The sequence below is a fragment of the Kitasatospora sp. NPDC022785 genome, assembly GCF_055561295.1.
On record NZ_JBVHHB010000033.1, the window covers coordinates 81,258 to 106,521 of the forward strand.

At 74.0% G+C, this 25,264-nt stretch carries 19 protein-coding genes; 9 read left to right on the forward strand and 10 right to left on the reverse strand.

The features are described 5' to 3' along the window. Positions 1–27 precede the first annotated feature (27 nt). Genes ACZ3YO_RS35455 through ACZ3YO_RS35465 form a run of 3 tightly spaced genes read left to right on the forward strand, consistent with a single transcriptional unit; the run spans position 28 to position 6,344 of the window. Positions 28–903, forward strand: coding sequence for a hypothetical protein (locus tag ACZ3YO_RS35455; protein ID WP_465551227.1), 876 nt, complete (start codon positions 28–30; stop codon positions 901–903). 58 nt (positions 904–961) lie between these two features. After that, on the forward strand, positions 962–5,536 hold the full coding sequence (locus tag ACZ3YO_RS35460; protein ID WP_465577783.1) for a hypothetical protein: 4,575 nt from the start codon (positions 962–964) through the stop codon (positions 5,534–5,536). Positions 5,537–5,582: 46 nt separating this feature from the next. Further along, a complete protein-coding gene (locus ACZ3YO_RS35465; protein ID WP_465577785.1) occupies positions 5,583–6,344 on the forward strand; it encodes a metallophosphoesterase in 762 nt (253 codons plus the stop codon). A 142-nt stretch (positions 6,345–6,486) separates the two neighbouring features. On the opposite strand, the gene ACZ3YO_RS35470 is transcribed toward ACZ3YO_RS35465, so the two are convergent. Both ACZ3YO_RS35470 and ACZ3YO_RS35475 read right to left on the reverse strand, forming a co-directional pair. Further along, positions 6,487–6,924, reverse strand: a complete 438-nt coding sequence (locus ACZ3YO_RS35470; RefSeq protein WP_465577787.1) for a hypothetical protein — start codon at positions 6,922–6,924, stop codon at positions 6,487–6,489. Positions 6,925–7,046: 122 nt separating this feature from the next. Then, positions 7,047–7,787: a FadR/GntR family transcriptional regulator gene (locus ACZ3YO_RS35475; protein WP_465577789.1), complete on the reverse strand. Its 741-nt coding sequence runs from the start codon at positions 7,785–7,787 to the stop codon at positions 7,047–7,049. Positions 7,788–7,996: 209 nt separating this feature from the next. Between ACZ3YO_RS35475 and ACZ3YO_RS35480 the strand changes: the two genes are divergently transcribed. Continuing rightward, positions 7,997–8,563, forward strand: coding sequence for a gluconokinase (locus tag ACZ3YO_RS35480; protein WP_465577791.1), 567 nt, complete (start codon positions 7,997–7,999; stop codon positions 8,561–8,563). Next, positions 8,560–9,951 (forward strand): GntT/GntP/DsdX family permease, encoded by a 1,392-nt coding sequence (locus ACZ3YO_RS35485; protein ID WP_465577793.1) that lies wholly within the window; start codon positions 8,560–8,562, stop codon positions 9,949–9,951. Before ACZ3YO_RS35480 ends, ACZ3YO_RS35485 begins: the two co-directional genes overlap by 4 nt. Before the next feature lie 171 nt (positions 9,952–10,122). Here the strand turns inward: ACZ3YO_RS35485 and ACZ3YO_RS35490 are convergent, their stop codons facing one another. Further along, complete coding sequence (locus ACZ3YO_RS35490) at positions 10,123–10,743, reverse strand: TetR/AcrR family transcriptional regulator (protein ID WP_405362597.1); 621 nt, start codon at positions 10,741–10,743, stop codon at positions 10,123–10,125. A gap of 82 nt (positions 10,744–10,825) precedes the next feature. Between ACZ3YO_RS35490 and ACZ3YO_RS35495 the strand changes: the two genes are divergently transcribed. Beyond that, positions 10,826–12,046 carry a metal-dependent hydrolase family protein gene (locus tag ACZ3YO_RS35495; RefSeq protein WP_465577795.1) on the forward strand — a complete coding sequence of 407 codons (1,221 nt, stop codon included), beginning with the start codon at positions 10,826–10,828 and terminating at the stop codon, positions 12,044–12,046. A 186-nt stretch (positions 12,047–12,232) separates the two neighbouring features. Here ACZ3YO_RS35495 and ACZ3YO_RS35500 read toward each other — a convergent pair whose 3' ends face one another. The 5 genes from ACZ3YO_RS35500 to mmuM form a co-directional block, all read right to left on the reverse strand. After that, entirely contained in the window at positions 12,233–13,828 is a 1,596-nt protein-coding gene (locus ACZ3YO_RS35500) for a glycerol-3-phosphate dehydrogenase/oxidase (protein WP_465577797.1), read from the reverse strand. A gap of 152 nt (positions 13,829–13,980) precedes the next feature. Next, on the reverse strand, positions 13,981–15,507 hold the full coding sequence (gene glpK / locus ACZ3YO_RS35505) for a glycerol kinase GlpK (RefSeq protein WP_465577799.1): 1,527 nt from the start codon (positions 15,505–15,507) through the stop codon (positions 13,981–13,983). Between the two features lie 108 nt (positions 15,508–15,615). Continuing rightward, the gene (locus tag ACZ3YO_RS35510) at positions 15,616–16,335 is read right to left on the reverse strand and encodes an MIP/aquaporin family protein (protein ID WP_465577801.1); all 720 of its coding nucleotides are present in this window, start codon (positions 16,333–16,335) and stop codon (positions 15,616–15,618) included. Between the two features lie 318 nt (positions 16,336–16,653). Further along, positions 16,654–17,418, reverse strand: a complete 765-nt coding sequence (locus tag ACZ3YO_RS35515; protein WP_396324888.1) for an IclR family transcriptional regulator — start codon at positions 17,416–17,418, stop codon at positions 16,654–16,656. A 104-nt stretch (positions 17,419–17,522) separates the two neighbouring features. Beyond that, a complete protein-coding gene (mmuM, locus tag ACZ3YO_RS35520) occupies positions 17,523–18,461 on the reverse strand; it encodes a homocysteine S-methyltransferase (RefSeq protein WP_465577804.1) in 939 nt (312 codons plus the stop codon). Between the two features lie 169 nt (positions 18,462–18,630). Here mmuM and ACZ3YO_RS35525 point away from each other — a divergent pair, with 169 nt between their 5' ends. The 3 genes from ACZ3YO_RS35525 (at position 18,631) to ACZ3YO_RS35535 (ending at position 22,445) form a co-directional block, all read left to right on the forward strand. After that, positions 18,631–19,587, forward strand: a complete 957-nt coding sequence (locus ACZ3YO_RS35525; RefSeq protein ID WP_465577806.1) for an NUDIX hydrolase — start codon at positions 18,631–18,633, stop codon at positions 19,585–19,587. A gap of 136 nt (positions 19,588–19,723) precedes the next feature. Further along, positions 19,724–20,272 (forward strand): NUDIX domain-containing protein, encoded by a 549-nt coding sequence (locus ACZ3YO_RS35530; protein WP_465577808.1) that lies wholly within the window; start codon positions 19,724–19,726, stop codon positions 20,270–20,272. A gap of 154 nt (positions 20,273–20,426) precedes the next feature. After that, positions 20,427–22,445, forward strand: a complete 2,019-nt coding sequence (locus ACZ3YO_RS35535) for an acetoacetate--CoA ligase (RefSeq protein ID WP_465577809.1) — start codon at positions 20,427–20,429, stop codon at positions 22,443–22,445. Between the two features lie 92 nt (positions 22,446–22,537). Here the strand turns inward: ACZ3YO_RS35535 and ptsP are convergent, their stop codons facing one another. Together ptsP and ACZ3YO_RS35545 are read right to left on the reverse strand one after the other, a co-directional pair. Then, positions 22,538–24,208 (reverse strand): phosphoenolpyruvate--protein phosphotransferase, encoded by a 1,671-nt coding sequence (gene ptsP, locus ACZ3YO_RS35540; RefSeq protein ID WP_465577811.1) that lies wholly within the window; start codon positions 24,206–24,208, stop codon positions 22,538–22,540. 100 nt (positions 24,209–24,308) lie between these two features. Then, complete coding sequence (locus tag ACZ3YO_RS35545; RefSeq protein WP_465551266.1) at positions 24,309–24,758, reverse strand: PTS sugar transporter subunit IIA; 450 nt, start codon at positions 24,756–24,758, stop codon at positions 24,309–24,311. Positions 24,759–25,264: the final 506 nt, after the last annotated feature.

The window sequence follows — 25,264 nt, forward strand, 5'->3', positions numbered from 1 at the left end:
TGGCAACACCCCCGAGGAGTACCGCCCGTGACGACCCACCACGACACGTCCTGGGCGCCCGAGACCGAGCCGGCCGCCCCCGCCGCGATCACCCCGGCCGATGTCGCCGACGCGGCCCGGCTGGTCTCCTTCGGCCTCCAGGCCAAGCTGCTCCCCGCCCGTGACGCCGAGTACGCCGAGCTGGTCCGCCGCCACCGCGAGGACCCGCCGTTCGCCCGCCTCGCCGACGCCGTCGCCACCGGCATGGGCCTGGTGGTGCTGGAGGTCTCGCCGCGCGCCGGCATGGCCGTGGCCGCCGCCGAGGACTCCGTCTTCGCCGTCCGGATGGGCGACTACTCGCGCCGCGCCGCCTCCGAGTCCACCGACCGCTTCCTGCACGGTCTGGCCCACCTGGCCGTCGCCGCGATGGCCTTCCCCCGCCCCGAGGACCTCGCCGACGACGGCTACCTCGGCCGGATCACCGTCAACGGCGTCGACTCCTTCGTCCGCCAGGCCTGCCGCCGGCTGGAGGAGCAGGCCGAGGCCGACGGCGCCAACACCGACCCGCAGAGCGACGCGCCCGGCCTGGAGGCCGCCTGGCGGGTCTGGGCCCGGCGCACCGCCACCGGCGCCACCAAGGACGCCCGCCGGCTCTCCGGCTCGACCATCGGCATCGTCGCCAAGGCCGTGATGTTCCTGGTCGACTCGGGCTTCCTGCAGAAGACCTCGGACGACGCCGGCGGCACCTACCGCACCACCGCCCGCTACCAGCTCCAGGTGCGCGACCTGGCCGGCAGCGCCGCCATGGCCGAACTGCTCGACCTCGGCGTCGTCCCCGTCTCCGACGGCACCGCCAGCCTGCTCCCGCCGGACACCGCCGACGAGCTGGTCGCCGACGCGGGCCTGCCGTTCCACTCCCTCTGACCGAACCTCCCGCACCGCCCGTCTCCTCCCGCACCGCCCATCTGGAGAACCGCCGCACATGTACGAGCTCAACCGGGTCCGCCTCTACTCGATCGGGCCGGCCGGCGCCCGGTACGCCGACACGGTGCTCGACCTGCGCGGCGTCGGCGAGCCCGTCGCCGACCCGGCCCCGCAGCAGATCGGCCTCTTCGGCGAGGAGGCCGAGGGCCCGGTGCGCCGGCCCGCCCCGGCCGGCGTGCTGTTCCTGGAGAACGGCGGCGGCAAGTCCGTCCTGCTCAAGCTGATCTTCTCGGTGATGCTCCCCGGCCACCGCAACACCCTCGGCGGCGCCAGCTCCGGCGTGCTGCGCAAGTTCCTGCTCGCCGACGACTGCGGCCACGTCGCCCTGGAGTGGCAGCACACCGTCACCGGCGAGCTGATCGTGGTCGGCAAGGTCAGCGAGTGGCGCGGCCGCCAGGTCTCCTCCGACCCGCGCAAGTTCGCCGAGACCTGGTACTCCTTCCGCCCCGGCCCCGGCCTCACCCTGGACTCGCTGCCCGTCGCCGAGCGGGTCAGCCTGGCCGGCGACCAGAAGGCCCGCGGCCGCCGCCGCACCATGAAGGGCTTCCGCGACGCCCTCACCGAGGCCGGCAAGGCCCACCCGCACCTCGACCTGGTCTTCGAGGACGGCCACGACCGCTGGACGGAGCACCTCGGCGACCTCGGCCTCGACCCCGAACTCTTCCGCTACCAGCGCGAGATGAACGCCGACGAGGGCGAGGCGGCAGGCCTCTTCGCGGTCAAGCACGACAGCGACTTCACCGACCTGCTGCTGCGCGCCGTCACCGACACCCGCGACACCGACGGCCTCGCCGACCTCGTCCACGGCTTCGCCGCCAAGCTCGGCCGCCGCGCCGAACTCACCGCCGAACGCGACTTCACGGCCGGCTCGCTCGACCTGCTGGAGCGGATCGCCGAGGCCACCACCGCCCGCGAGACCGTCCGCGAGGCCCACCGCACCGCCGAGCGCCGCACCCGCCGGCTCGCGCACGCCCTCACCTCCCGGGCCGCCGCCGAACGCGACCGCGCCCAGGACCTCGCCATCGAGGTCGCCGCCGCGGCGAGCGCGGTCACCGCCGCCGAGGCCGACCGCACCCGGCACACCCTGATCACCGCCGAACTCACCCACCGGCACGCCACCCTGGGCCTGGCCGCCGCCACCACCGAGGCCGCCGCGCTGCGCCGCGAGCTGACCGAGGCCCGCACCCTGCACGCCGCCTGGCAGGCCGCCGAGGCCGTGCTGCGCCAGCGCGCCGCCGCCGACCGGGTGGCCCGGGTCGCCGCCGCCATCCGCGAGGCCGAGCTGGACGCCGCCCCCGCGCTGGCCGCCCGCGCCCGCGCCGCCACCGCCCTGGCCCGCGCCCTCGAAGCCGCCGCCGCGGCCGCCGAGGACCGCGCCGACACCGAGGAGCAGCGGGCGGGCGAGCTGCAGGCCGACGGCTCCAAGGCCCAGAGCGACGCCACCGAGGCCGCCACCGCCGCCCAGAAGGCCCGCAGCGAGGCCGACCACCTGCGCCAGCGCCTCGCCGAGGTCGAGCAGGAGACCGCCGCCGCCGTCGAGGCCGGCTTCATCGACGCCGACGGCGACGTCGACCCGGCCCGCGCGGCCCTGCACGCCGCCGACGTGGAGAAGGCCGCCGGCGCCGCGCTCGCCCAGGCCCGCACGGCCGCCGAGTCCGCCGCCGCCCGGCTGCGGGAGGCCGCCGCCGCCACCGGCCGCGCCGAACTCGCCGCCGAACGCGCCGGCGACGCCCGCAAGGCCGCCGCCCGGGCCCTCGCCACCGAGCAGCGCACCGCCGCCCTGCTCGCCACCGAGCAGCGCCTCGCCGACCTGCTCTCCCTGACCCCCTACCAGGACGGCGCGGAGGAGGAGGCCGGCTTCCTCACCCCGGCCGTGCTGGACCGCTCCGCCGAGGCGCTGCGCGAGCAGCTCGACGAGGCCATCGCCACCGCCGAACGCACCCTGTTCGACCTGCGCACCGCCGCCGCCGACGACTCCCGCATCCTCGCCGCGCTCGGCGACGGCGGCCTGCTGCCGCCCGGCCCGGACGTCCTCGCCACCGTCGAGTACCTCGCCGAGCACGGCATCCCCGCCCTGCCCGGCTGGCGCTACCTCGCCCAGTCCGTCGACCCGGTGGACCACGAGGCGATCCTCGCCGCCCGGCCCGAACTGGTCGACGGCGTGGTCATCACCGACACCGACTCGCTGGAGCGGGCCCGTGAGGCGCTCCAGGCCGCCGCCCTGCTGCCGCGCTCCACCGTGGCCGTCGGCGCCGCCGCCTCGCTGATCGCCCCGCTCACGGCAGACGAGGGGCCCGCCTTCTGCCCCTTCTTCGTCGTGCCGCCGAACCCGGCCATGCACGACGAGTCCGCCGCCGACGACGAGCGCCGCGAACTGCGCACCCGCGCCACCGCCCGTGAGGAGCACATCCGCGAACTCGCCGCCCGGCTCGGCGGCGACCGCGCCCTCGCCGCCCGCCTCGCCTCCTGGCACGCCAGCTGCCCGCCCGGCACCCTCGCCGAGCTCGCCGCCGCCGCCGAGGCCGCCCGCGAGCACGCCGAGCAGGCCGCCGCCGCCCTCGGCACCCTGCGCGCCGACCACGACGAGGCCGAGACCGACCACGCCGCAGCCGCCTTCGCCCACGAGGAGCACCGCGAGGCCGCCCAGCGCGCCCGCCGCCGCGCCGACGCCCTCTCCGGCCTCGCCTTCCGGCTGCGCGAACGCGCCGGCTGGACGCGCTCCCTGCGCGAACTCGCCGAGGACGCCACCGAGTGCGACCGCCGCCAGGCCCAGTGCGCCGAGCGCGCCCGCACCTGCGACGAGGACCGCCGGGCCGCCCAGCGCGCCGCCGACGACGCCCGCCGCACCGCACGGACCCTGCGCGCCGAACGCGCCGAGATCCCCGCCGCCGAGCAGGACGACGAGCCCGACACCGGCATCCCCGCCGCCCTGCCCGCCCTGCGCGAGGCCTACCGCGCCGCCTCCCAGCTCTACGAGAAGGTCGGCGTCGGCGCCGACCTGCGTGCCGAACAGGCCCGTGCCGAGGGCGACGAGGCCGCCGCCGCGACCGAACTCGACCGCCTCACCAACAAGGTCCGCACCCGCGCCGAGGAACTGCTCGGCAGCCCCGACGGCGCCGACGGCCCCGCCCGTCAGGCCGCCGCCGCCCGCGCCGAGGAACTGGTCGCCACCATCGAGGCCCGCTCCGCCGCCGCCAGCGAGCAGCTCGGCCGACTGCGCGGCGAGGCCGAGCGCTCCGCACCCGCCGACGGCGAGGCCCACACCGAGCTGCCCGAGGACCTCGTCCCCGCCGACCCCGAGCACGCCCAGGTCCTGCTGCGCACCGCCACCAGCCGGCTCGCCGAGCGCCGCGAGACGGTCGAGACCGCCCGCACCGCACACGCCGACCTGCAGCGCACCTTCGACGCCGCCCAGTCCGCCGCCGCCGACTTCGACGAGCACGCCGGCCAGCTCCGCGACGGCCTGCGCGAGCACCAGGACGACGACGGCCGGCCGGCCGAGCCCTACCTCGGCGCACTCGCCGACGCCCGCACCGCCGCCGCCGACGCCCGCCGGGCCCTGCGCACCGCCGCCGGCGAGCTCTCCTCCGCCGAACTCGCCGTCCGCGACGCCTCCGACGCGCTCGTCCGGCACGCCAACGCCGTCCGCTACGAGGCCGTCCGCACCCCCGCCCGCCAGCAGATCCGCGAACTGCCCGCCTCCGCCCTGCCCGACCACGCCGCCGCCTGGGCCACTGCCTTCGCCCCCCGGCTGCGCGTGCTCACCGACGAACTCGCCCAACTGGAGCGCAACCGCGGCTCGATCGTCGACCGCCTGCGCGGCCTGGTGGAGTCCTCGCTCACCACCCTGCGCGCCGCCCAGCGGCTCTCCCGCCTGCCCGAGGGCCTGGGGGAGTGGTCCGGCCAGGAGTTCCTCCGGATCCGCTTCGAGGACCCGGACCACGCCACCCTGGTCGAACGCCTCGGCGAGGTCATCGACGAGGCCACCCGCGCCGCCGTCAAGAAGAACAGCGACCTGCGCCGCGACGGCATGTCCCTGCTGCTGCGCGGCGTGGCCGCCGCGATCGGCCCGCGCGGCGTCTCCGTCGAGATCCTCAAGCCGGACGCCGTGCTGCGCGCCGAGCGGGTCGGCGTCGGCCAGATGTCCGACGTCTTCTCCGGCGGCCAGCTGCTCACCGCCGCCATCGCGCTCTACTGCACGATGGCCGCGCTGCGCGCCAACGACCGCGGCCAGTCCCAGCTGCGGCACGCCGGCACGCTCTTCCTGGACAATCCGATCGGCCGCGCCAACGCCACCTACCTGCTGGAGCTCCAGCGGGCCGTGGCCGACGCCCTCGGTGTCCAGCTGATCTACACCACCGGCCTCTTCGACACCACCGCGCTGGCCGAGTTCCCGCTGGTCATCCGGTTGCGCAACGACGCGGACCTGCGGGCCGGGCTCAAGTACATCTCCGTGGAGGAGCACCTGCGCCCGGGCCTGCCGGCCGCGCCGGACCCGGACGGCCCGGCCATCCACGGTGAGATCACCGCCACCCGGATGTTCAAGCGCCCCGCGGAGGCCCCGATCGCGTGACAGGTTGTCAGGTGACGCCGTCCGGTGGTCGTACTAGCGTGTCCGCATGTTGACGATCGCTCACTTCAGTGACATCCACATCGGCCAGGACCAGGACGGCGACGCCGGCGCCCGCGCGTACCGGCGGGCCGAGCAGGTGATGGCCCACCTCAACGCCCTGCCCGGCCCGCTGGACGCCGTGCTGGTCACCGGCGACCTCGCCGACCACGGCCTGCCGGGGGAGTACGAGCGGGTCGCCAAGGTGCTGAGCTCCCGTCACCAGGTGTTCACCTGCCCCGGCAACCACGACCGGCGCGCGCCGTACCGCGAGGTGCTGCTCGGCGAGGTGCCCGCGGAGGGGCCGGTCAACCGGCGGCACGAGCTGCCCGGTGCCGACCTCCTGATGATCGACTCCTCCATCCCCGGCCGCGACGACGGCCTCCTGGACGACGAGACGCTGGCCTGGCTGGACGCCCGGCTCGCCGACGGCCGCCCGGAGCTGCCCGCGCTGGTGGCCTTCCACCACCCGCCGGCCGACCTCCAGCTGTCGTACGTCGACCCGATCCGCCAGTTCGGCGAGGAGCGCCTCGCCGAGGTGCTGGCCCGCCACCCCCGCGTGGCCGCCCTGCTCTGTGGCCACGCCCACACCGGCGCGGCCACCACCTTCGCCGGGCTGCCCGTCCTGGTCGCGCCCGGCGTCGTCTCCACCGTCACGCTGGCCTGCGAGGGCGAGGGCGACGTCACCTTCGACCAGCCGCCGATGCTCGTCTTCCACGTGCTGGACGACACCGGCCGGATCACCTCGCACTACCGGGCCGTCCCGGCCTGACCGTCTGCGAGGAGCCGCGGCGGGCGCCGTCCTGTTCGGGCCGCGAACCGCTCCGCCACCCGTACCGGCCGCTGCGCGACGTCCGCGAGCTGCGCGCTGCCCGCGAGCCGGGCGCCGCGTGCGACCGGCCAGAGCCGTACGGCTACGCGGCGGGCATCCGCGGCTGACGCGGCGGACCGCCCGGCGGCGGACGCCCGCCCGGCGCGGCTCCGTAGGGCGTGCCCGTTCCCGGGCTGCCTCCGTAGGGTGTGCTTCGGTGGGCCGGTGGGCCGGCCGGGCGGGGGAGCGGCCGGGGGCCGGAGGGGGCCCGGCTGCCCGCCATCGGCGACGCCGAGTTCGGACCGCGCATCCGCTGCGCGGCGACCTGGCGCGAGATCAGGATCTCCAGCAGGCACCACGCCGAGCCGAAGACCCCGAGCCCCATCGCCATCAGCGCGGGCGTCATCAGCCAACTGCCCGCGTACGAGGCCAGCGTGGCGATCAACAGGCCGACCAGGGTGAACGCCAGGCAGAGCACCGCCCGGACGGCGGCGACCCGCACCTCGTCGGGCAGACGGCGGCGACGGCGTGCGACGGACATCGGGCGACCCCCAGCGCGGTCGACGGTGGCAGGCGTGCGGGACGGGCGCGCGAAACGCGCCCCCCGGGGAACACTCTGCCCTGCCGTACCCGGACTATGCGCCCGAATTCACCGAACTGCCGTCAAATCGTCTGATCTGTACCGGAAAGCCCCGGCTCGGCCGCGGGCCGGTCCAACTGCTGGTTGAGCTCCTCCAGCGCGCCCGCCACGATCGTCCGCATCGCCTGCTCCGCATGCCCGGCATCCCCCGCGCAGATCGCCTCCGCGACCTCGCGGTGCAGCCGGATCGCGTACGGCTCCGGCTGATGGGGCATCAGATCGTACTCGGTCCGGCCGGTCAGCACCGCCCCGACGGTCTCCCCGAGGTGGGCGAACATCTCGTTCCCGGACGCCCGCAGCACGGTGGCGTGGAAGGCGATGTCGTGCCGGAGGAAGGTCTCCAGATCGGCGGCGCGCGCCGTCATCGTCAACTCGACTGCCAGTGCGCTGAGTTGGCGACGGTCGTCGTCGCTGGCGTGCTGTGCGGCGAGGGCCGCCGCAGCCGGCTCCACCGCGACCCGCAGTGAGCCGAGCGAACGCAGCTGCGCCGGCCGGTCGCTGCCCGCCAGCCGCCAGCGGATCACCAGCGGATCGAAGACGTCCCAGTCGGACTTCGGCTGGACGGTGATGCCGACCCGGCGCCGGGACGCCACCAGGCCCATCCCCTCCAGGATCCGCACCGCCTCGCGGACCACCGTCCGCGACACCCCGAACCGCCCCTCCAGCTCCTCGCTGCGCAGCACCGCGCCCTCGGGAATCTCCCCGGACGCGATGGCCGGTCCGAGCTCGGCAAGCAGTCGGCCGGGCAGCCCCTGGATCTCCATCCGCCCAGCCTAGACGTCACCCGCCGCCGCGTGCCGCGCGGCCCTCGTCCCCGCTGCCCGCTGCCCGCTGCCCGTCGCCCGTCGTGCCCGTCGCCCTCGGAGTCCCTTCCAGCCCCGTCATCAAAAGTATGACGATTTGGTTTCCATCACTTGAATACGTCATATCTTTGGGGCGATAGTGGCGGCCTGGCAACGAAGGAGCACCACCCATGGCTCTCAGCGTCGAGAACCACGACACCCCCGCGCCCACCACCCCCGGCCCCCTCACGGTCGTGGTGATGGGCGTCTCCGGTGTCGGCAAGACCACCCTGGCCCGCCTCCTGGCCGACCGCCTCGGCCTCCCCTACGCCGAGGCGGACGACTTCCACCCGCCCGCCAACATCGCCAAGATGTCGGCCGGGATCCCGCTGGACGACGAGGACCGCGCCCCCTGGCTGCGCGCCCTCGGCGGCTGGCTCGGAGAGCGGAGCGAGGCCCGCACCGGCGGCGTGGTCACCTGCTCGGCGCTGAAGCACCGCTACCGCGACACCCTGCGCGCGGCCTGCCCGGGCGCCTTCTTCCTGCACCTCAGCGGCGGTCACGAGCTGGTCGAGGACCGGCTCGCCCACCGCAGCGGCCACTTCATGCCGCCGTCGCTGCTCGACTCGCAGTACGCCGCCCTGGAACCCCTCGGGGCGGACGAGCGCGGCGCCGTCCTGGACGTCGGCCCGTCCCCAGAAGAACTCGTCGAGATGGCCGTGGCTCTGCTGCGGCCCGTCAATGGAGACCTCGCGTGACCCCCACCCTCGTGCTCGCGGCCGCCCCACCGGCCCTGCCGCACACCGGCAGCGACTCCCAGCTGCTGATCGCGGTGCTGATCAGCATCGGCGCCATTGTGCTGCTGATCACCAAACTGAAGCTGCACCCGTTTCTCGCCCTGACCCTCGGTTCGGGCCTGCTGGCCGCCGTCGCGGGCGCTCCGTTCGACAAGCTGCTGTCCAGCTTCTCGACGGGCTTCGGCGCCACGGTCGCCGGCGTCGGTCTGCTGATCGGCCTGGGCGCGATGCTCGGCAAGCTGCTCGCCGACTCCGGCGGGGCGAACATCATCGCGGACACCGTGCTGTCCCGCTCGGGTCCCAGGATGCTTCCGTGGGCGATGGCGCTGATCGCGGCCGTCCTCGGCCTGCCGCTGTTCTTCGAGGTCGGCGTCGTCCTGCTGATCCCGATCGTGCTGCTGGTCGCCCGCCGGGGGAACGTCCCGCTGATGCGGATCGGGATACCCGCGCTGGCCGGCCTCTCGGTGCTGCACGGGCTCGTCCCGCCGCACCCGGGCCCGCTGGTGGCCGTCGACGCGCTGAAGGCCGACCTCGGCGTCACCCTGGCGCTCGGCCTGCTGATCGCCGTCCCGACCCTGATCATCGCCGGGCCGCTGTTCGCCCGCGTGGCCGAGCGGTGGGTCGGCCCGCTGGAGATCCCGCAGGCCACCGCCCCGGCGGAGACGGACAAGCCCGAGCGGACCCCGTCCTTCGGCGCGGTGCTGGCGACCATCCTGCTGCCGGTCGTCCTGATGCTCGGCAAGGCGCTGGCCGACGTCGTGATCGACGACCCGAAGGCGATGGTCCAGCGGGTGTTCGACTTCATCGGCTCCCCGCTGATCGCCCTGCTGGCCGCGACCCTGCTGGGCATGCTGACCCTCGGCCGGGCCGCGGGCTTCTCCAAGCAGCGGATCTCCGACACCGTCGGCAGGTCGCTGGGACCGATCGCCGGCATCGTCTTCATCGTCGGTGCGGGCGGCGGCTTCAAGCAGACCCTGATCGACGTCGGCGTGGGCAACGCGGTCAGCGAGTGGTCGAGCAAGTGGCACGTCTCGGCCCTGCTGCTCGGCTGGCTGATCGCCGTCCTGATCCGGCTGGCGACCGGATCGGCCACCGTCGCCACCATCACCGCCGCGGGCATCGTGGCCCCGCTGGCCGCCGACATGTCGTCGACCCATGCGGCCCTGCTGGTGCTGGCGATCGGCGCCGGGTCGCTGTTCTTCTCGCACGTCAACGACGCCGGCTTCTGGCTGGTGAAGGAGTACTTCGGGATGAGCGTCGGCCAGACCGTGAAGTCCTGGTCGATGATGGAGACGGTGATCTCGGTGGTCGCCATCGCCCTGATCATGCCGCTCAGCCTGATCATCTGACGCCGGCTCCACCGCACCGGCTCCACCGCACCGAGCTCTCCACCGCACCGGCTCCACTGCACCGGCTCCACTGCACCGAGCTCTCCACCGCGCGAGCGCGACCGCACGCCGAAGGGCGGCACCCGTACGCAACGGGTGCCGCCCTTCGGCGTGTTCGCCGCCGCGGAGGGCTCAGTCGAGCAGCCCGCCCAGCACAGCCGCCGACGCCGCCAGCAGTTCCTCCGCCGCCGGGCCGCCGGCCGCCGTCCGGGCCAGCAGGCCCTCCCGGGCGGCCAGGATCACCGCGGCGGCCTGCCCGGCCGTCGTGCCCGGCGGCACCAGCCCGGGCAGCGCCCGCTCCAGGACGGCCGCCAGCGCCGCGGACACCGCCCGGTCGTGCTCCGCGACCCGCTCGGCCAGCCCGGGTGTCCGGGCGGCCAGCAGCCGGAACTCCAGGAAGAGCAGGATCCAGCCGGTCTCGGCCGGCTCGACCCGCAGCAGTGCCTCGACCAGCCGCCGTGCCCGTTCCTGCGGCGCCAGCGCCCCGGCGGCCGCCGCCAGCCGCTCCAGCTCGTCGATCCGGCCCGCCGCCTGCTCGTCGAAGAGGGCCAGCAGCAGGTCCTCCTTGCCCGCGAAGTTCGAGTAGAACGCGCCGCGGGTGTAGCCGGCGGCGGCGCAGATGTCCTCGATGCTCGTCCGCCCGTACCCGGCGGAGAGGAACAGTTCGCCGGCGGCCGCGAGGATCCGCGCCCGGGTGTGGACGCGCCGCCGCGGAGGTCTGGGGGCATCGGGTTCGACCGTGGGTGGGTTCACAGGATCACGATACATGGTGTATTCAATACAGGTCGTATTGAAATCTTCGCCCCGAACTCTGCCCGCCAGGAGAACCGCCTTCATGAGCCGACTGCTGATCACCCATGCCCACCTGCTCCACCCCGAGACCGGGACCCGTACCGACACCGGCTGGATCGAGATCGCCGACGGCCGGATCGCCGCCACCGGCACCGGCCGCCCGCCCGCGCCCGGCGACGGCGTCCGGGTGATCGACGCCCAGGGCGCCACCGCACTGCCCGGCCTGATCGACGCCCACGTCCACCTGCTGGTCACCACGCTCGACCTGGGGGCGGTCGCGAACTGGACCCCGGGCTACCTCACCGTGCGGGCCCTGGCCGAGGCCGGGCGGATGCTGCGCCGCGGCTTCACCACCGTCCGGGACGTCGGCGGCGCCGACCACGGCATGGCCCGCGCGCTGGACGAGGGCCTGGCGCTCGGCCCCCGGCTGGTCCACGGCGGCAAGGCGCTCTCCCAGACCGGCGGCCACGGCGACCTGCGCCCGCTCGGCGAGGACACGCTGCCCTGCTGCGAGTCCCGCCCGAACTTCGCCCGGATCGCCGACGGTGTGGACGCCGTCCGCGCCGCCGCCCGCGACGAGTTCCGCAAGGGCGCGGCCCACCTCAAGGTGCTGCTCTCCGGTGGTGTCGCCTCGCCGCACGACGAGATAGCCGCCGTCCAGTACAGCGAGGAGGAGATCCGGGCCGCCGTCGAGGAGGCGGAGAACCACAACCGCTACGTCACCGTGCACGCCTACCACCCGCGCGCCGTCGACCGGGCGCTGCGGGCCGGCGTGCGCTGCGTCGAGCACGGCAACCTGATCGACGACGAGACGCTCGCGCTGCTGGTGGAGAAGGACGCCTTCCTGGTGCCGACCCTGATCGCGTACGAGCAGACGGCGAAGCTCGGAGCCCGGTCCGGCCTGCCCGAGTCCTCGCAGCGCAAGCTGGCCGAGGTGCGCGACGCCGGGCTGGCGGCGCTGGAGCGCGCCCACCGCGCGGGCGCCAACCTGGTCTACGGCAGCGACCTGCTCGGGCCGCTGCACCCGGCGCAGCTGGAGGAGTTCCGGCTCCGCGCCGAGGTGCAGCCGGCCGCCGACGTGATCCGTTCGGCCACCAGCACGGCGGCGCGGCTGCTCGGGATGGAGGGGCAGGTCGGCACCCTCGCGCCGGGGGCGCACGCCGACCTGCTGCTCGTCGACGGCGACCCGCTGGCCGACCTCGGGGTGCTGACGGCCCCGGAGCGCCACCTGAAGCACGTGGTCAAGGCCGGGGCGGTGGTCTGACCCCGGCACCGGCCACCGAACACCGGACCGCGCCCCGGCATCGGCCACCGACCGCCCAACGCCGACCGCGCCCCCGGACCGCCGGCACGACGGAGGGCGGGCGCCCCCAGCCCTGGGGTGCCCGCCCTCCGAGTCGGTCGCAGAGCCCTGCGCTGCTACGCGCGGCCCCGCGTCACCTGGTCCCGCCTACTTCGTACCGCGCTTCGCGAGGAAGGCCTCGACCTCGTCGCGGATCTCCGGCGTGTCCAGGCCGCGCACGGTCATGGTGGTGCGGCGGCGCAGCACGTCGTCCGCGGTGTACGCCCACTCGCTGTCGGCGGCGTAGGCGACCTGCGCCCAGACGTCCGGCCCGTCCTCGTGGATCGGCCGGCCCAGCTCCGGGTTCTCGTCGATCATGCGGGCGATCTCGAAGGAGAGCGTGCCGTAGTGGCTGGCCAGGTGCTTGGCGACCAGCGGCTCCATCCGGTTGCCGGGCTCGCGGTCGATCAGCAGACGGTGCGCGACGGCGTTCGGCGCGCCCACGCCCGGCAGCGGCACGGTCGGGGCGATCGGCGACATGTCCTCGCCGAGGCTGGTGCCGGGCACGTGGGCGAGCTTCTCCAGCACGGTGCGGCCGATGTGCCGGTAGGTGGTCCACTTGCCGCCGGCGACGGACAGCATGCCGCCCCGGCCTTCGGTGACGACGGTCTCGCGCTTGGCGGCGGCGGTGTCGCCGGGGCCGCCGGGCAGCACCCGCAGGCCGGCGAAGGCGTAGGTGATCAGGTCGCGGTCGATGTGCTCGTCGCGGATGGCGTGCGCGGCCTCGCCCATGATCTGGTCGATGTCCGCCTCGGTGGCCCGGACGTCCTGCGGGTCGCCGGTGTACTCCTCGTCGGTGGTGCCGAGCAGGACGTGGTCCTCCCACGGGATGGCGAAGGAGACGCGGTACTTGTCGATCGGGATGGTCAGGGCCGCACGCCACGGGGAGCGCCGCTTGACGACGACGTGCGCGCCCTTCGACAGCCGGATGGACGGGGCCGCGCCGGCGTCCTCCATCTTGCGCAGGTGGTCGACCCAGGGGCCGGTGGCGTTGAGCACCAGGCGGGCGTCGACGCCGAACTCGGTGCCGTCCAGGCGGTCCTTCAGGTCGGCGCCGGTGACCCGGCTGCCGGTGAACCGCAGGCCGGTGACCTCGGCGTGGTTGAGCACCACGGCGCCGGCGTCGACGGCGGCGCGCACCGTCATCACGGCGACGCGCGAGTCGTTCATCTGGTGGTCGCCGTAGACGGCCACCGAGCGCAGGCCCTCGGTGCGCAGCGCGGGCACCTGCTGGGCGGCGTGCGCGGCGGTGGAGACCCGGCCCATGCCGTCGCGGAAGGCGGAGAGCGCCGAGTAGAGGAAGACGCCGGCACCGAGCTTGGGCGCGCTGTGCGGGCCGCCCTTGTAGACCGGCACGAAGAAGGTCAGCGGGTTGACCAGGTGCGGGGCGACGTCGGTGGCGAGCGCGCGGCGCTCCTTGTGGTTCTCGGCGACCAGCTTGACGGCGCCGGTCTGCAGGTAGCGCAGACCGCCGTGGACCAGCTTGGAGGAGGCGCTGGAGGTGGCACCGGCGAAGTCGCCGGCGTCGACCATGGCGACCTTGAGGCCCGCCTGGGAGGCGGTCCAGGCGACGGCCGTGCCGAGAATGCCGCCGCCGATCACCAGCAGGTCGTAGGTGGCCTTGCCCAGCAGCTCGCGGGTCTCGGCGCGGGAGGCGGTGCGGCCGGCGGTGCGCTCGGCGCCCAGGGTCGGGATGGTAGCCATGGTGTGTGTACGGCGGCGCGGGTCGGGCGGCGCCGTTACTCCTCTCGGTGTGCGGTGCGGCCCCTGCTGAGAGGCCGGTCGGCCCGGTGCGGCGGGCCGGTGAAACGGGGGCAAGCCGGCCGGGGCCGCGGGGCCCCGACCGGCTTGGCGGGTCAGCTCTGCTCGTCCTCCTCCACCCAGCCCATGGTGCGCTCGACGGCCTTGAGCCACTTCTTGTACTCGCGCTCCCGGGTGGCCTCGTCCATGCGCGGGGTCCACTCGGCGGCGCGGTGCCAGTTGGCCCGCAGGGTGTCCAGGTCGCTCCAGAACCCGACGGCCAGGCCGGCCGCGTAGGCGGCGCCCAGCGCGGTGGTCTCGGCCACGTACGGGCGCTCGACCGGTGCGTCGAGCACGTCGGCGATGTTCTGCATGAGCAGGTTGTTGCTGGTCATGCCGCCGTCGACCTTCAGGGCGGTCAGCTTGACCTTGGAGTCCTTCTCCATGGCGTCGACGACCTCGCGGGTCTGCCAGGCGGTGGCCTCCAGCACGGCCCGGGCCAGGTGGCCCTTGGTGACGTACCGGGTGAGGCCGGCGATAACACCGCGGGCGTCGGAGCGCCAGTACGGGGCGAACAGGCCGGAGAAGGCCGGGACGAAGTAGGCGCCGCCGTTGTCCTCGACGGTGTTGGCGAGGGTCTCGATCTCGGCGGCGGTGGAGATGATGCCGAGCTGGTCACGCAGCCACTGGACCAGCGAGCCGGTGACGGCGATCGACCCCTCCAGGGCGTAGACCGGCTTCTGGTCGCCGATCCGGTAGCCGACGGTGGTCAGCAGGCCGTGGTAGGAGTTGACGATGTCCTCGCCGGTGTTCAGCAGCAGGAAGGTGCCGGTGCCGTACGTGGACTTGGCCTCGCCCTTGTCGAAGCAGGTCTGGCCGAACAGCGCGGCCTGCTGGTCGCCCAGCGCGGAGGCGACGGGCACGCCCTCGAGGTCGCCGACGGCGTGGCCGTAGACCTCGGCGGAGGAGCGGATCTCCGGCAGGACGGTCAGCGGCACGCCCATGGACTCGGCGATCTTCTCGTCCCAGGCCAGGGTCTGCAGGTTCATCAGCATGGTGCGGCTGGCGTTGGTGACGTCGGTGACGTGCTTGCCGCCGTTGGCACCGCCGGTGAGGTTCCAGATCACCCAGGTGTCCATGGTGCCGAACAGGATGTCGCCGGCCTCGGCACGCGCACGCAGGCCCTCGACGTTGTCCAGCAGCCACCGGATCTTCGGGCCGGCGAAGTAGCTGGCCAGCGGGAGGCCGGTCTCGCGGCGGAAGCGGTCCTGGCCGACGTTGCGGCCCAGCTCGCGGCAGAGCGCCTCGGTGCGGGTGTCCTGCCAGACCAGCGCGTTGTGCACCGGCTCGCCGGTGTGCCTGTCCCACAGGACGGTGGTCTCGCGCTGGTTGGTGATGCCGATCGCGCGGATGTCGTCCCTGGTCAGGCCGGCCTTCTCCAGCGCGCCGCGGACGACCGACTGGACGCGGGTCCAGATCTCGGCGGCGTCGTGCTCGACGTAGCCGGGCTGGGGGAAGATCTGCCGGTGCTCCTGCTGGTCGACGGCGACGATCCGTCCGTCCGCACCGAAGATGATGCAGCGGCTGGAGGTCGTGCCCTGGTCGATCGCGGCGATGTAGTTGCCCGTGCCAGTGGAGGTCATGAGGGTCCTCGGCTCAAGAATGGGGGTTCGGGTGGGTGGGTCTGACTGTCCGGTCAGTCCCCGTGCTCGGGTGGCGCGAAGCCTGGCTGCGGATATTCGGCCGTGGCTTTAGAAGATGGCGTTGTACAGGCCACCGGCCAGCAGACCGCCGACGACCGGGCCGGCCACCGGGATCCAGGCGTAGGACCAGTCCGAGTCGCCCTTGTTGGGGATCGGCAGCAGCGCGTGCACGATGCGCGGGCCGAGGTCACGGACCGGGTTGATGGCGTAGCCGGTCGGGCCGCCGAGCGAGAGGCCGATGCCGACGACGGTGAAGGCGACGATCAGGATGCCGAGGCCCGAGTCGGCGAGGCTGGTGTTGACGCCCTGGGTGAGGATGCCGAAGCAGAGCACGAAGGTGCCGATGATCTCGGTGAGCAGGTTCTGGACGGGGTTCCGGATCTCGGGACCGGTCGCGAAGATGCCCAGGGTCGGCTCCTTGTTCTCCTGGAACTGGCCGAGGTAGGTGGCCCAGACGAGAACGGCGCCGATCATCGCGCCGAGCAGCTGCGAGCCGAGGTAGACGGGGACGTCGCTCCATTCGCCGGACTTGACGGCGAGGGCCAGGGTCACGGCCGGGTTGAGGTGCGCGCCGGACTTGGGGGCCGACATGTAGGCGGCGATCATCACGGCGAAGCCCCAGCCGAAGGTGATCGCCAGCCAGCCGGCGTTGATGGCCTTCGACTTCTTGAGAGTCACAGCGGCACAGACGCCGCCGCCGAGAAGTATCAGGGCGGCGGTGCCGAGGGTTTCGCCGACGAAGATGTCGCCGGTGGAGAACGCGGACACAAAGACTCCCTTGTCCATATGGCCCGGAGGTGCGGGGGTGGGGGCAGGAGGCCGAGCGATCACTGTGCGGGTGAGCGCTTTGTGGGAGAGGTTCGCTCGGCCATCGTTCGACAATGTCGACCGTCATGCGGAAGCTTCCTCCCCGGGTCGCCTTCACGTCAAGGCCGGGTTACGCAGCTGTGACCCTTCACTCCTGGTGACCGATCGGTTAGCACCACATACGGACAAAACGCTAAGGCGCGGACAGGCATCGCGCCTGTCCGCGCCTCAGCGTGAACGTCGGATCTCCGGCACAGACTCGCCGGACCTACGGCGGCGTCAGAACCGCCCGGCCCCCAGGTCCCGCGAGATCGCCCGGGCGGCGCTGCGCACGGAGGCGACCAGCGAGGGCTTGACGAAGCCGTCCTCGCAGACCCGTTCCACCGCGCCGCTGATGCAGACCGCGCCCACCGGGTTGCGCCGCCGGTCCTGGATCAGCGCGCCGATCGAGGCCACGCCGTCCCAGGTCTCCTCGACGGAGTCCGCCCAGCCGCGCTCGCGGATCAGCGCCGCCTCCGCGTCCACGTCGGCCGCCTCGGTCAGGGTCCGCGGGGTGTACCCCTCGAACGGCCCGTCGCCCAGCTCGCCGCGAGCCACCGGGTCGTACGCCAGCAGCACCTTGCCCAGCGCGGTGGAGTGCAGCGGCTGCATCGAGCCGACCTCCAGCACTTGCCGGGTGTCGTCCGGCCGGAAGACGTGGTGCACGATCAGGACGCCCTGCTGGTGGAGCACCCCGAGATAGACGGTCTCGCCGGACGCCCTGGCCAGGTCGTCCGCCCAGACCAGGGCCCGGGCGCGCAGCTCGTGGACGTCCAGGTAGCTCTGGCCCAGCCGCAGCAGCTCCGCGCCCAGCTGGTACTTGCCGCTCTCCGGGTCCTGCTCCACGAACCCCTCCTGCTGGAGGGTCCGCAGGATGCCGTGCGCGGTGCCCTTGGCCAGGTCCAGCGCCGTCGCGACCTCGGACAGGCCCAGGCGGCGCTCACCGCCGGCCAGCAGGCGCATGATCGCGGCGGCCCGGGAGAGCGACTGGATCGGGCCGGGCATTCGGTACCTCCGGGCTGACAGGCGGTCGACAATGTCGACCGCAGTGGTAACGGGATGAGTCTGCCAGGCCGCCCCCCGTCCGTGCACCTTCCCCCTCGGTAATCTCAGCGCCGGCCGCGCGTCACCTCGGCGGTCAGTGCGGAGATCTCGGACGGGCCGACGCGGCAGCAGCCGCCCACCAGCCGGGCGCCGGCGGCCAGCCAGCCGCCCACCCGGTCGGCACGGAACGTCGCACCGCCGCGCCAGTCCCGGGCCCCGGCGTCCCAGGACTCGCCACTGTTCGGGTAGACCACCACCGGCTTGCCGGTCACCCGCGCGGCCAGCGCCACCACCCGGTCCGCGTCCTGCGGTGTGCAGCAGTTCACCCCCACCGCCACCACCTCGTCCGCCTCCGCGGCCAGGGCGAACGCCTCCGCCAGAGGCTGCCCGGCCCTGGTCCGCCCGCCCGCCACGCTGTACGACAGCCAGGCCGGCACCCCCAGCCCGCGCACCGCGTGCAGCAGCGCCCGCGCCTCGTCCGCGTCCGGGACCGTCTCCAGCGCCAGCACGTCCGGCCCGGCCGCCGCCAGCACCTCCAGCCGCGGCCGGTGGAACGCCTCCAGCTCGCCCACCGTCAGCCCGTACCGCCCCCGGTACTCCGACCCGTCCGCCAGTACCGCCCCGTACGGGCCCACCGACGCCGCCACCCAGAGCGGCCGGCCCGCCCCGTCCCGCCGTGCCCCCTCCTGCCGTGCCGCCTCCCGCGCCAGCTCCACGCTGCGCGCCAGCAGCCCCGCCGCCTCCGCCCGGCCCAGCCCGCGCCGCGCGAAACCCTCGAAACTCGCCTGGTAGCTCGCGGTGATCGCGACCTCCGCCCCCGCCGCGAAGTACGCCCGGTGCGCGGCCACCACGGCCTCCGGAGCGTCCGCCAGCAGGCGCGCCGACCACAGCGCGTCCGACAGGTCGTGCCCGGCCGCCGCCAACTGGTTCGACATCCCGCCGTCCAGCACCAGCGGACCGGCGGCCACCGCCGCGGCGAAGTCAGGCGGGGGAGTGGCGGGCATGACGGCCTCCAAGACCTGTCCTCGGGCAAAGCTCCTGGCCACAGCCTAGAAGACGGCCCGAACGGGCCTCCCGGAAATCCATTTGCCGCAGAGTCAACGGCTCGCTACGTTGTGCTCATCCCGAGAACGACGACGCCGTACCGGGCGCCACCCCGGAAAGGAGCCGGCCATGGCCGTGGAGCAGCCCCCCGTCACCGCCGGCATGGACGAGCGCGCGTGGCTCGCCGCCTACGACCCACGCGCCTACACCCCGGTGGCCGTCACCGTCGACGTCGTCGCACTGACGCTGCGCCACGGCAGCCTCCACGTCCTGCTGGTCGAGCGCGCGGGCCCGCCCTTCCAGGGCTCCTGGGCGTTGCCCGGCGGCTTCCTGCGGGCCGGCGAGGAGGGCCTCGACGAGGCCGCCGCCCGTGAGCTCGCCGAGGAGACCGGACTGCACGGCAGCTCCGACGCCGAAGCCGCCCTCAGCCGCATCCACCTCGAACAGCTCGGCACCTACGGCGCGCCCGACCGGGACCCACGCATGCACGTCGTCTCGGTCGCCTACCTGGCCTTCGCCCCCGACCTGCCGGATCCTCAGGCCGGCTCGGACGCGGCGACGGCCGCCTGGCACCCCGTCACCGCCCTCGACCTCCGGCCGCCCACCGGCCGGTCACCAGCCGCCGGCGGGCCCGTCGACACCCACGGGGGTGGCGTCGACGGGCCCGCCGGCCCCTCCGCCGAGGCCGGGCAGCCCGACACCGGGCAGCCCCACACCGAGGAGCCCGACGACGGCCGGCCCGCCCCCATCGCGCTGGCCTTCGACCACGCCCGCATCCTCGCCGACGGCCTCGACCGGGCCCGGGCCAAGATCGAGTACAGCCCGCTGGCCACCGCCTTCCTCCGGCACGACTTCACCATCCCCGAGCTGCGCGCCGTCTACGAGGCCGTCTGGGACGAGAAGCTCCACCCCGGCAACTTCCACCGCAAGGTCCTCTCCGTCCCCGGTTTCGTCGAGAGCACCGGCACCACCACCGAGCGCGGCGGCGCCCGCGGCGGCCCCCGCGCCCGCAACTACTGCGCCGGCGACGCCCAACTCCTCCACCCGGCCCTCCTCCGCCCCACCCGCGAGGACGAGATCCGCTGACCGGCGCCACCGGCCCCGTTCCCTGCGCCCTCCGACAGGCCCCAGTACCGGCCCGCCGGCGAACGCCGCCCGGGACGATCCGACCAAGATCGGCGGAGCGCTGCCGCCGGCCACCCGGCGGCACTACCATCCGGCCATGACCACTCAAGAGGTGAGCAGGACGAGCAACCGGCCCAACTCCCACTGCCACTGGTGCGGCGCGCCCTACCCGCCCGGGACCGAGGCCTGGCCCCGCACCTGCCCGGGCTGCTCCGAGATCAGCTACCGCAACCCGCTGCCCGTCGTCGTCACCCTCCTCCCGGTCACCCAGGAGAGCGCCGAGCCCAGCCTCGTCGTCATCCGCCGCACCATCGAGCCCGGATACGGCGAACTCGCCCTGCCCGGCGGCTACATCGACTACGGCGAGAGCTGGCAGCAGGCCTGCGTCCGCGAACTCCGCGAGGAGACCGGCATCCCGGCCGACGCCGCCGACGTCACGCTGGTCGCCACCGACTCCGACACCCACGGCGGCTTCCTCTGCCTCTTCGGCCTGCTCCCCGCCCGCCCGCTGGCCGAACTCCCGCCGTCCAAGCCCACCGACGAGACCGACGGCTGGCAGCTCGCCACCCCGGAGACCCCACTCGTCTTCGCCTTCCACACCCGGGTCTCCCGAGCCTGGTTCAACGGCGAGTTCCCGCCGCGCTGACCGGCCACCGGCACCGGGCTGACCAGGCCCGCACCCCCGGGGCAGACCCTGGCGCACCGGGCGATCACATGGCAGGGTCTGCACCGACAGCCCCAACCGGACGGGCCCTGCCACAAGCACCCCCGTCCCATCCACCGGCCGGGAGACCACCACCGTGAGCACCCCACCCCAGGACCAGCCGCTCTGGCGCCCCACCCCCGCTCGCGCCGCCGCCACCACGCTCGTGGCCTTCCAGGCCTGGGCCGCCGAACACCACGGCGCCCCGGCCGCACCGCTCGCCCCCGCCGACGACGACCAGCAGGCCGCCCGGCGCTACGCCGACCTGCACGCCTGGTCCACCGAAGACCTCGACCGCTTCTGGACCGCCGTCACCCAGTGGTTCGACGTCCGCTTCACCCAGGCCCCCGACGCCGTCCTCGCCGACCCGGCCATGCCCGGCGCCCGCTGGTTCCCCGGCGCCCGCCTCAACTACGCCGAGCACGCCCTGCGCACCGCCGAGGACCGGGCCAACGCCGACAAGCCCGCCATCCTCCACCTCGACGAGACCACCGACCACCCGGTCGCGCTCACCTGGGGCGAGCTGCGCCGCCAGGTCGGCTCCCTCGCCGCCGCCCTGCGCGCCCGCGGCATCGGCCCCGGCGACCGCGTCAGCGCCTACCTGCCCAACATCCCCCAGGCCGCCGTCGCCCTCCTCGCCACCGCCGCCGTCGGCGCCGTCTGGACCAGCTGCGCTCCCGACTTCGGTGCCCGAAGCGTCCTCGACCGCCTCCAGCAGATCGAACCCGCCGTCCTCTTCGCCGTCGACGGCTACCACTACGGCGGCAAGGACCACGACCGCACCGAGGTCGTCGCCGAACTCCGCCGAGAGCTCCCCACCCTGCACACCGTCGTCCACGTCCCCCTGCTCGGCGGCCCCGCCCCCGAGGGCGCCCTGCACTGGGACGACCTGGTGGCCGACGAGGTCGAGCCGGTCTTCGAACCCCTCCCCTTCGAGCACCCGCTCTGGGTCCTCTACTCCTCCGGCACCACCGGCCTGCCCAAGGCCATCGTCCAGAGCCAGGGCGGCATCCTGCTGGAACACCTCAAGCAGGCAGGCCTCCACCTCGACCTCGGCCCCGACGACCGCTTCCTCTGGTACACCTCCACCGGCTGGATGATGTGGAACTTCCTCCTCGCCGGCCTCCTCACCGGGTCCACGATCGTCACCTACGACGGCAGCCCCGGCCACCCCGACACCGGCGCCCTCTGGTCGGTCGCCGCCCGCACCGGTGCCACCGTCCTCGGCACCTCCGCGGCCTACGTCATCGCCAGCCGCAAGGCCGACCTCCACCCCGGCCGCGACCTCGACCTCTCCGCCGTCCGCTGCATCGGCACCACGGGCTCCCCGCTCCCGCCCGACGGCTTCCGCTGGATCTACGACGAGGTGAAGGACGACGTCTGGCTCGCCTCCGTCAGCGGCGGCACCGACGTCTGCTCCTGTTTCGTCGGCGGCGTCCCCACCCTCCCCGTCCACCTCGGCGAGATCCAGGCCCCCTGCCTCGGCGCCGCCGTCGAGTCCTGGGACGTCCAGGGCCGCCCGCTCACCGACGCCGTCGGCGAACTCGTCGTCACCAAGCCGATCCCGTCCATGCCCACCGGCTTCTGGAACGACCCCGACGGCGCCCGGTACCACGACAGCTACTTCGACATGTACCCCGGAGTCTGGCGCCACGGCGACTGGATCACCGTCACCTCGCGCGGCACCGTCGTCATCCACGGCCGGTCCGACTCCACCCTCAACCGCCAGGGCGTCCGGATGGGCTCCTCCGACATCTACGAGGTCGTCGAACGCCTCCCCGAGATCGCCGAATCCCTGGTCATCGGCCTGGAGGAGCCCGACGGCGGGTACTGGATGCCGCTCTTCGTCGTCCTCGCCCCCGGCGCCACCCTCGACGACGACCTGACCGGCCGCATCCGCACCTCGCTGCGCACCGAACTCTCCCCGCGCCACGTCCCCGACGAGGTCATCGCCGTCCGCGGCCTTCCGCACACCCTCACCGGCAAGCGCATCGAGGTCCCGGTGAAGCGCCTGCTCTCCGGCACCCCGCTGGAGCAGGCCGTCAACCCCGGATCCGTCGACAACCTCGACCATCTGCGGTTCTTCGAGCAGCTCCGCCGCGACCGCCAGGCCTGATCCGGGTACGACGAAGGGGCGCCCCCGGACGGCGGGGGCGCCCCTTCGACATCTCCGGCTGCCGCCGCTCGCGCGGAGGGCGACTCGTGCTGCTACTCGCCGGACAGCACCTGCTGCGCCGCGGCCCGTGCCCCCTCGGCACTGTCCGCGGCCCGCGCCGCCTCCGCCGCCCGGCGGCACTGCGCCAGCGTGTACTTGGCCAGCGCGGTCCGCACGTACGGGATCGACGCCGCGCCCATGGAGAGGCTGGTGACACCGAGACCGGTCAGGACGACGGCCAGCAGCGGGTCGGAGGCGGCTTCGCCACAGACACCGCAGCTCTTGCCGGTGATCTGCGCGGCCTCGGCCGAGAACGCGACCAGGTCCAGCAGCGCGGGCTGCCAAGGGTCCTGCAGCCGGGCCAGCGCACCCACCTGGCGGTCGGCGGCGAAGGTGTACTGGGCGAGGTCGTTGGTCCCCAGCGAGAGGAACTCCACCTCCTGGAGGATCGACCGCGCCCGCAGCGCCGCCGACGGAATCTCCACCATCGCGCCGTACTTGGCGCTCAGCCCGGCCTCACGACACGCGTCCGCGAAGTCCCTGGCGTCCTTGCGGTCGGCCACCATCGGGGCCATCACCTCAAGGTGCACCGGCAGGCCCTCGGCGGCCTTGGCCAGCGCGCGCAGCTGGGTCCGCAAGACCTCGGGGTGCTCCAGCAGCGTGCGCAGACCGCGCACACCGAGCGCCGGGTTCGGCTCGTCCGCCGGGGTCAGGAAGTCCAGCGGCTTGTCCGCGCCCGCGTCCAGGGCCCGGACGACGACCCGGCCCTCCGGGAACGCCTCAAGCACCTTGCGGTACGCCTCGACCTGCTTCTCCTCACTGGGCGCCTTCGCCGAGTCGTCCAGGAAGAGGAACTCGGTCCGGAACAGCCCGACGCCCTCGGCCCCGGCCTCCAGCGCGGCCGGCAGGTCGGCCGGGCCGCCCACGTTGGCCAGCAGCGGCACCCGGTGCCCGTCCGAGGTCTGCCCCGGACCGGAGGACGCGGCAAGCGCGGCCTTGCGCTCGGCGGCGATCCGGCGCAGCTCGTCCTGCTTCTCCTGCGACGGCTCCACCAGCACGTCGCCCGAGCTGCCGTCCACCGCGACGACGGTGCCCTCGGGGACATCGGTCGCCCCCGGCAGCGCCACCACGGCCGGCACGCCCATGGCCCGGGCCAGGATGGCGCTGTGGCTGGTCGGCCCGCCCTCCTCGGTCACGAAGCCGAGCACCAGCGTCGGGTCCAGCAGCGCCGTGTCGGCCGGCGCCAGGTCCCGGGCGAACAGCACGTAGGGCTCGTCGCTGTCCGGCACACCCGGCATCGGCACGCCCAACAGCCGCGCCACGATGCGGTTGCGGACGTCGTCCAGGTCGGCGACGCGGCCGGCCAGGTAGTCCCCGGCCGACGCCAGCAGCGCACGGTAGGCGGCGAAGGCGTCGTAGACGCCGCGCTCGGCGCTGCTGCCGACGGCGATCCGGCGCGCGACGTCGGCCATCAGCTCCGGGTCCTGCGCCATCAGCGCCTGAGCCTCCAGCACGGCCTGGGCCTCGCCGCCGGCCAGGTTGCCGCGAGCGGTGAGGTCCGCGGCCACCGCCTCGACGGCCGCCTGGGCGCGGGCCTGCTCACGGGGGGCGTCCTCGGTCGGGATCTGGGTGGCCGGCGGCTCCAGCACCGCCGTCCCCATGTGCCGCACCTGGCCGATCGCGACCCCGTGGCTCACACCCACGCCGCGCAGCGTCTTCTCCATAGTCACTGTCTCCGCTGAGAGAAGCGGCCCCGCCGGGTACCGCTGTGTGCCGGGCCGCCCCGTCGAGTGCGGCGGGGCGGGTGTGTCGCAAAGAAAGAGGTCAGCTCCAGCTGAACAGGGCGTCGCCCAGGGCGACCTCCCCGTCCTCGCGGAGTCCGCCGAGCGAGTCGGCCGCAGCCTCCAGCGCGACGATCGGCGAGATCGGAGACTTCCCGGCGGCCTCGACGGCGGCCGGGTCCCACTTGATGACGGCCTGGCCGCGGGTCACCGTGTCGCCCTTGTTGACGAGCAGCTCGAACCCCTCGCCGTTCAGCTGGACGGTGTCGATCCCGAGGTGCGTCAGCACACCGTGCCCGTCCGCGTCCACCACGACGAACGCGTGCGGGTGCATGGAGACGACGACACCGTCCACCGGGGCCACGGCCTCGGTCGGCCGGCGAACCGGGTCGATCGCGGTGCCGGGTCCGACCATGGCGCCCGAGAAGACCGGATCGGGCACGCCGGCGAGCCCGACGACACGGCCGGTCAGCGGCGACGTCACAGTGGTCATGGTTGAGCCTCCCAAGTGCGCAGTACAGCGAGCGGCCGCGAGCTGCGGCAGGACATCGGCTGAAGCCTAAATCATGTCAACTTCGGACATCTGCTGACATTCCCGGGCGAAGAAGCACGCCCCGTCCACCCAACTCGGCCGACATCTCAGCGACCGACAGTGGTCTAGTCCTCTTCACCGATGCGCCGCACTCTACAGGCATCTTGGCGAATCGGGACCATTGCTGTATATGCTCGCGAGAGCAACAAATCATGCCTCCGACCGGGTGATGCCAGGCGCGGTCCGGTTCGCGATCCAGCGCGGGACCCGCTATGGTTGGTCGAGTCGCCGCAAGTCGACGGTTAACAGCAGATTTCAGATGCGAAAAGCGCCGGAAAACGGAGCGGAAAACATCTGCTAGGCTGGAAACACGAACGAAGCGCCCGGAGGGCCCGCTGGAAGGCGGTCCGAAGGAAGTGTCCGTTCCTTGAGAACTCAACAGCGTGCCAAAAGTCAACGCCAGATAT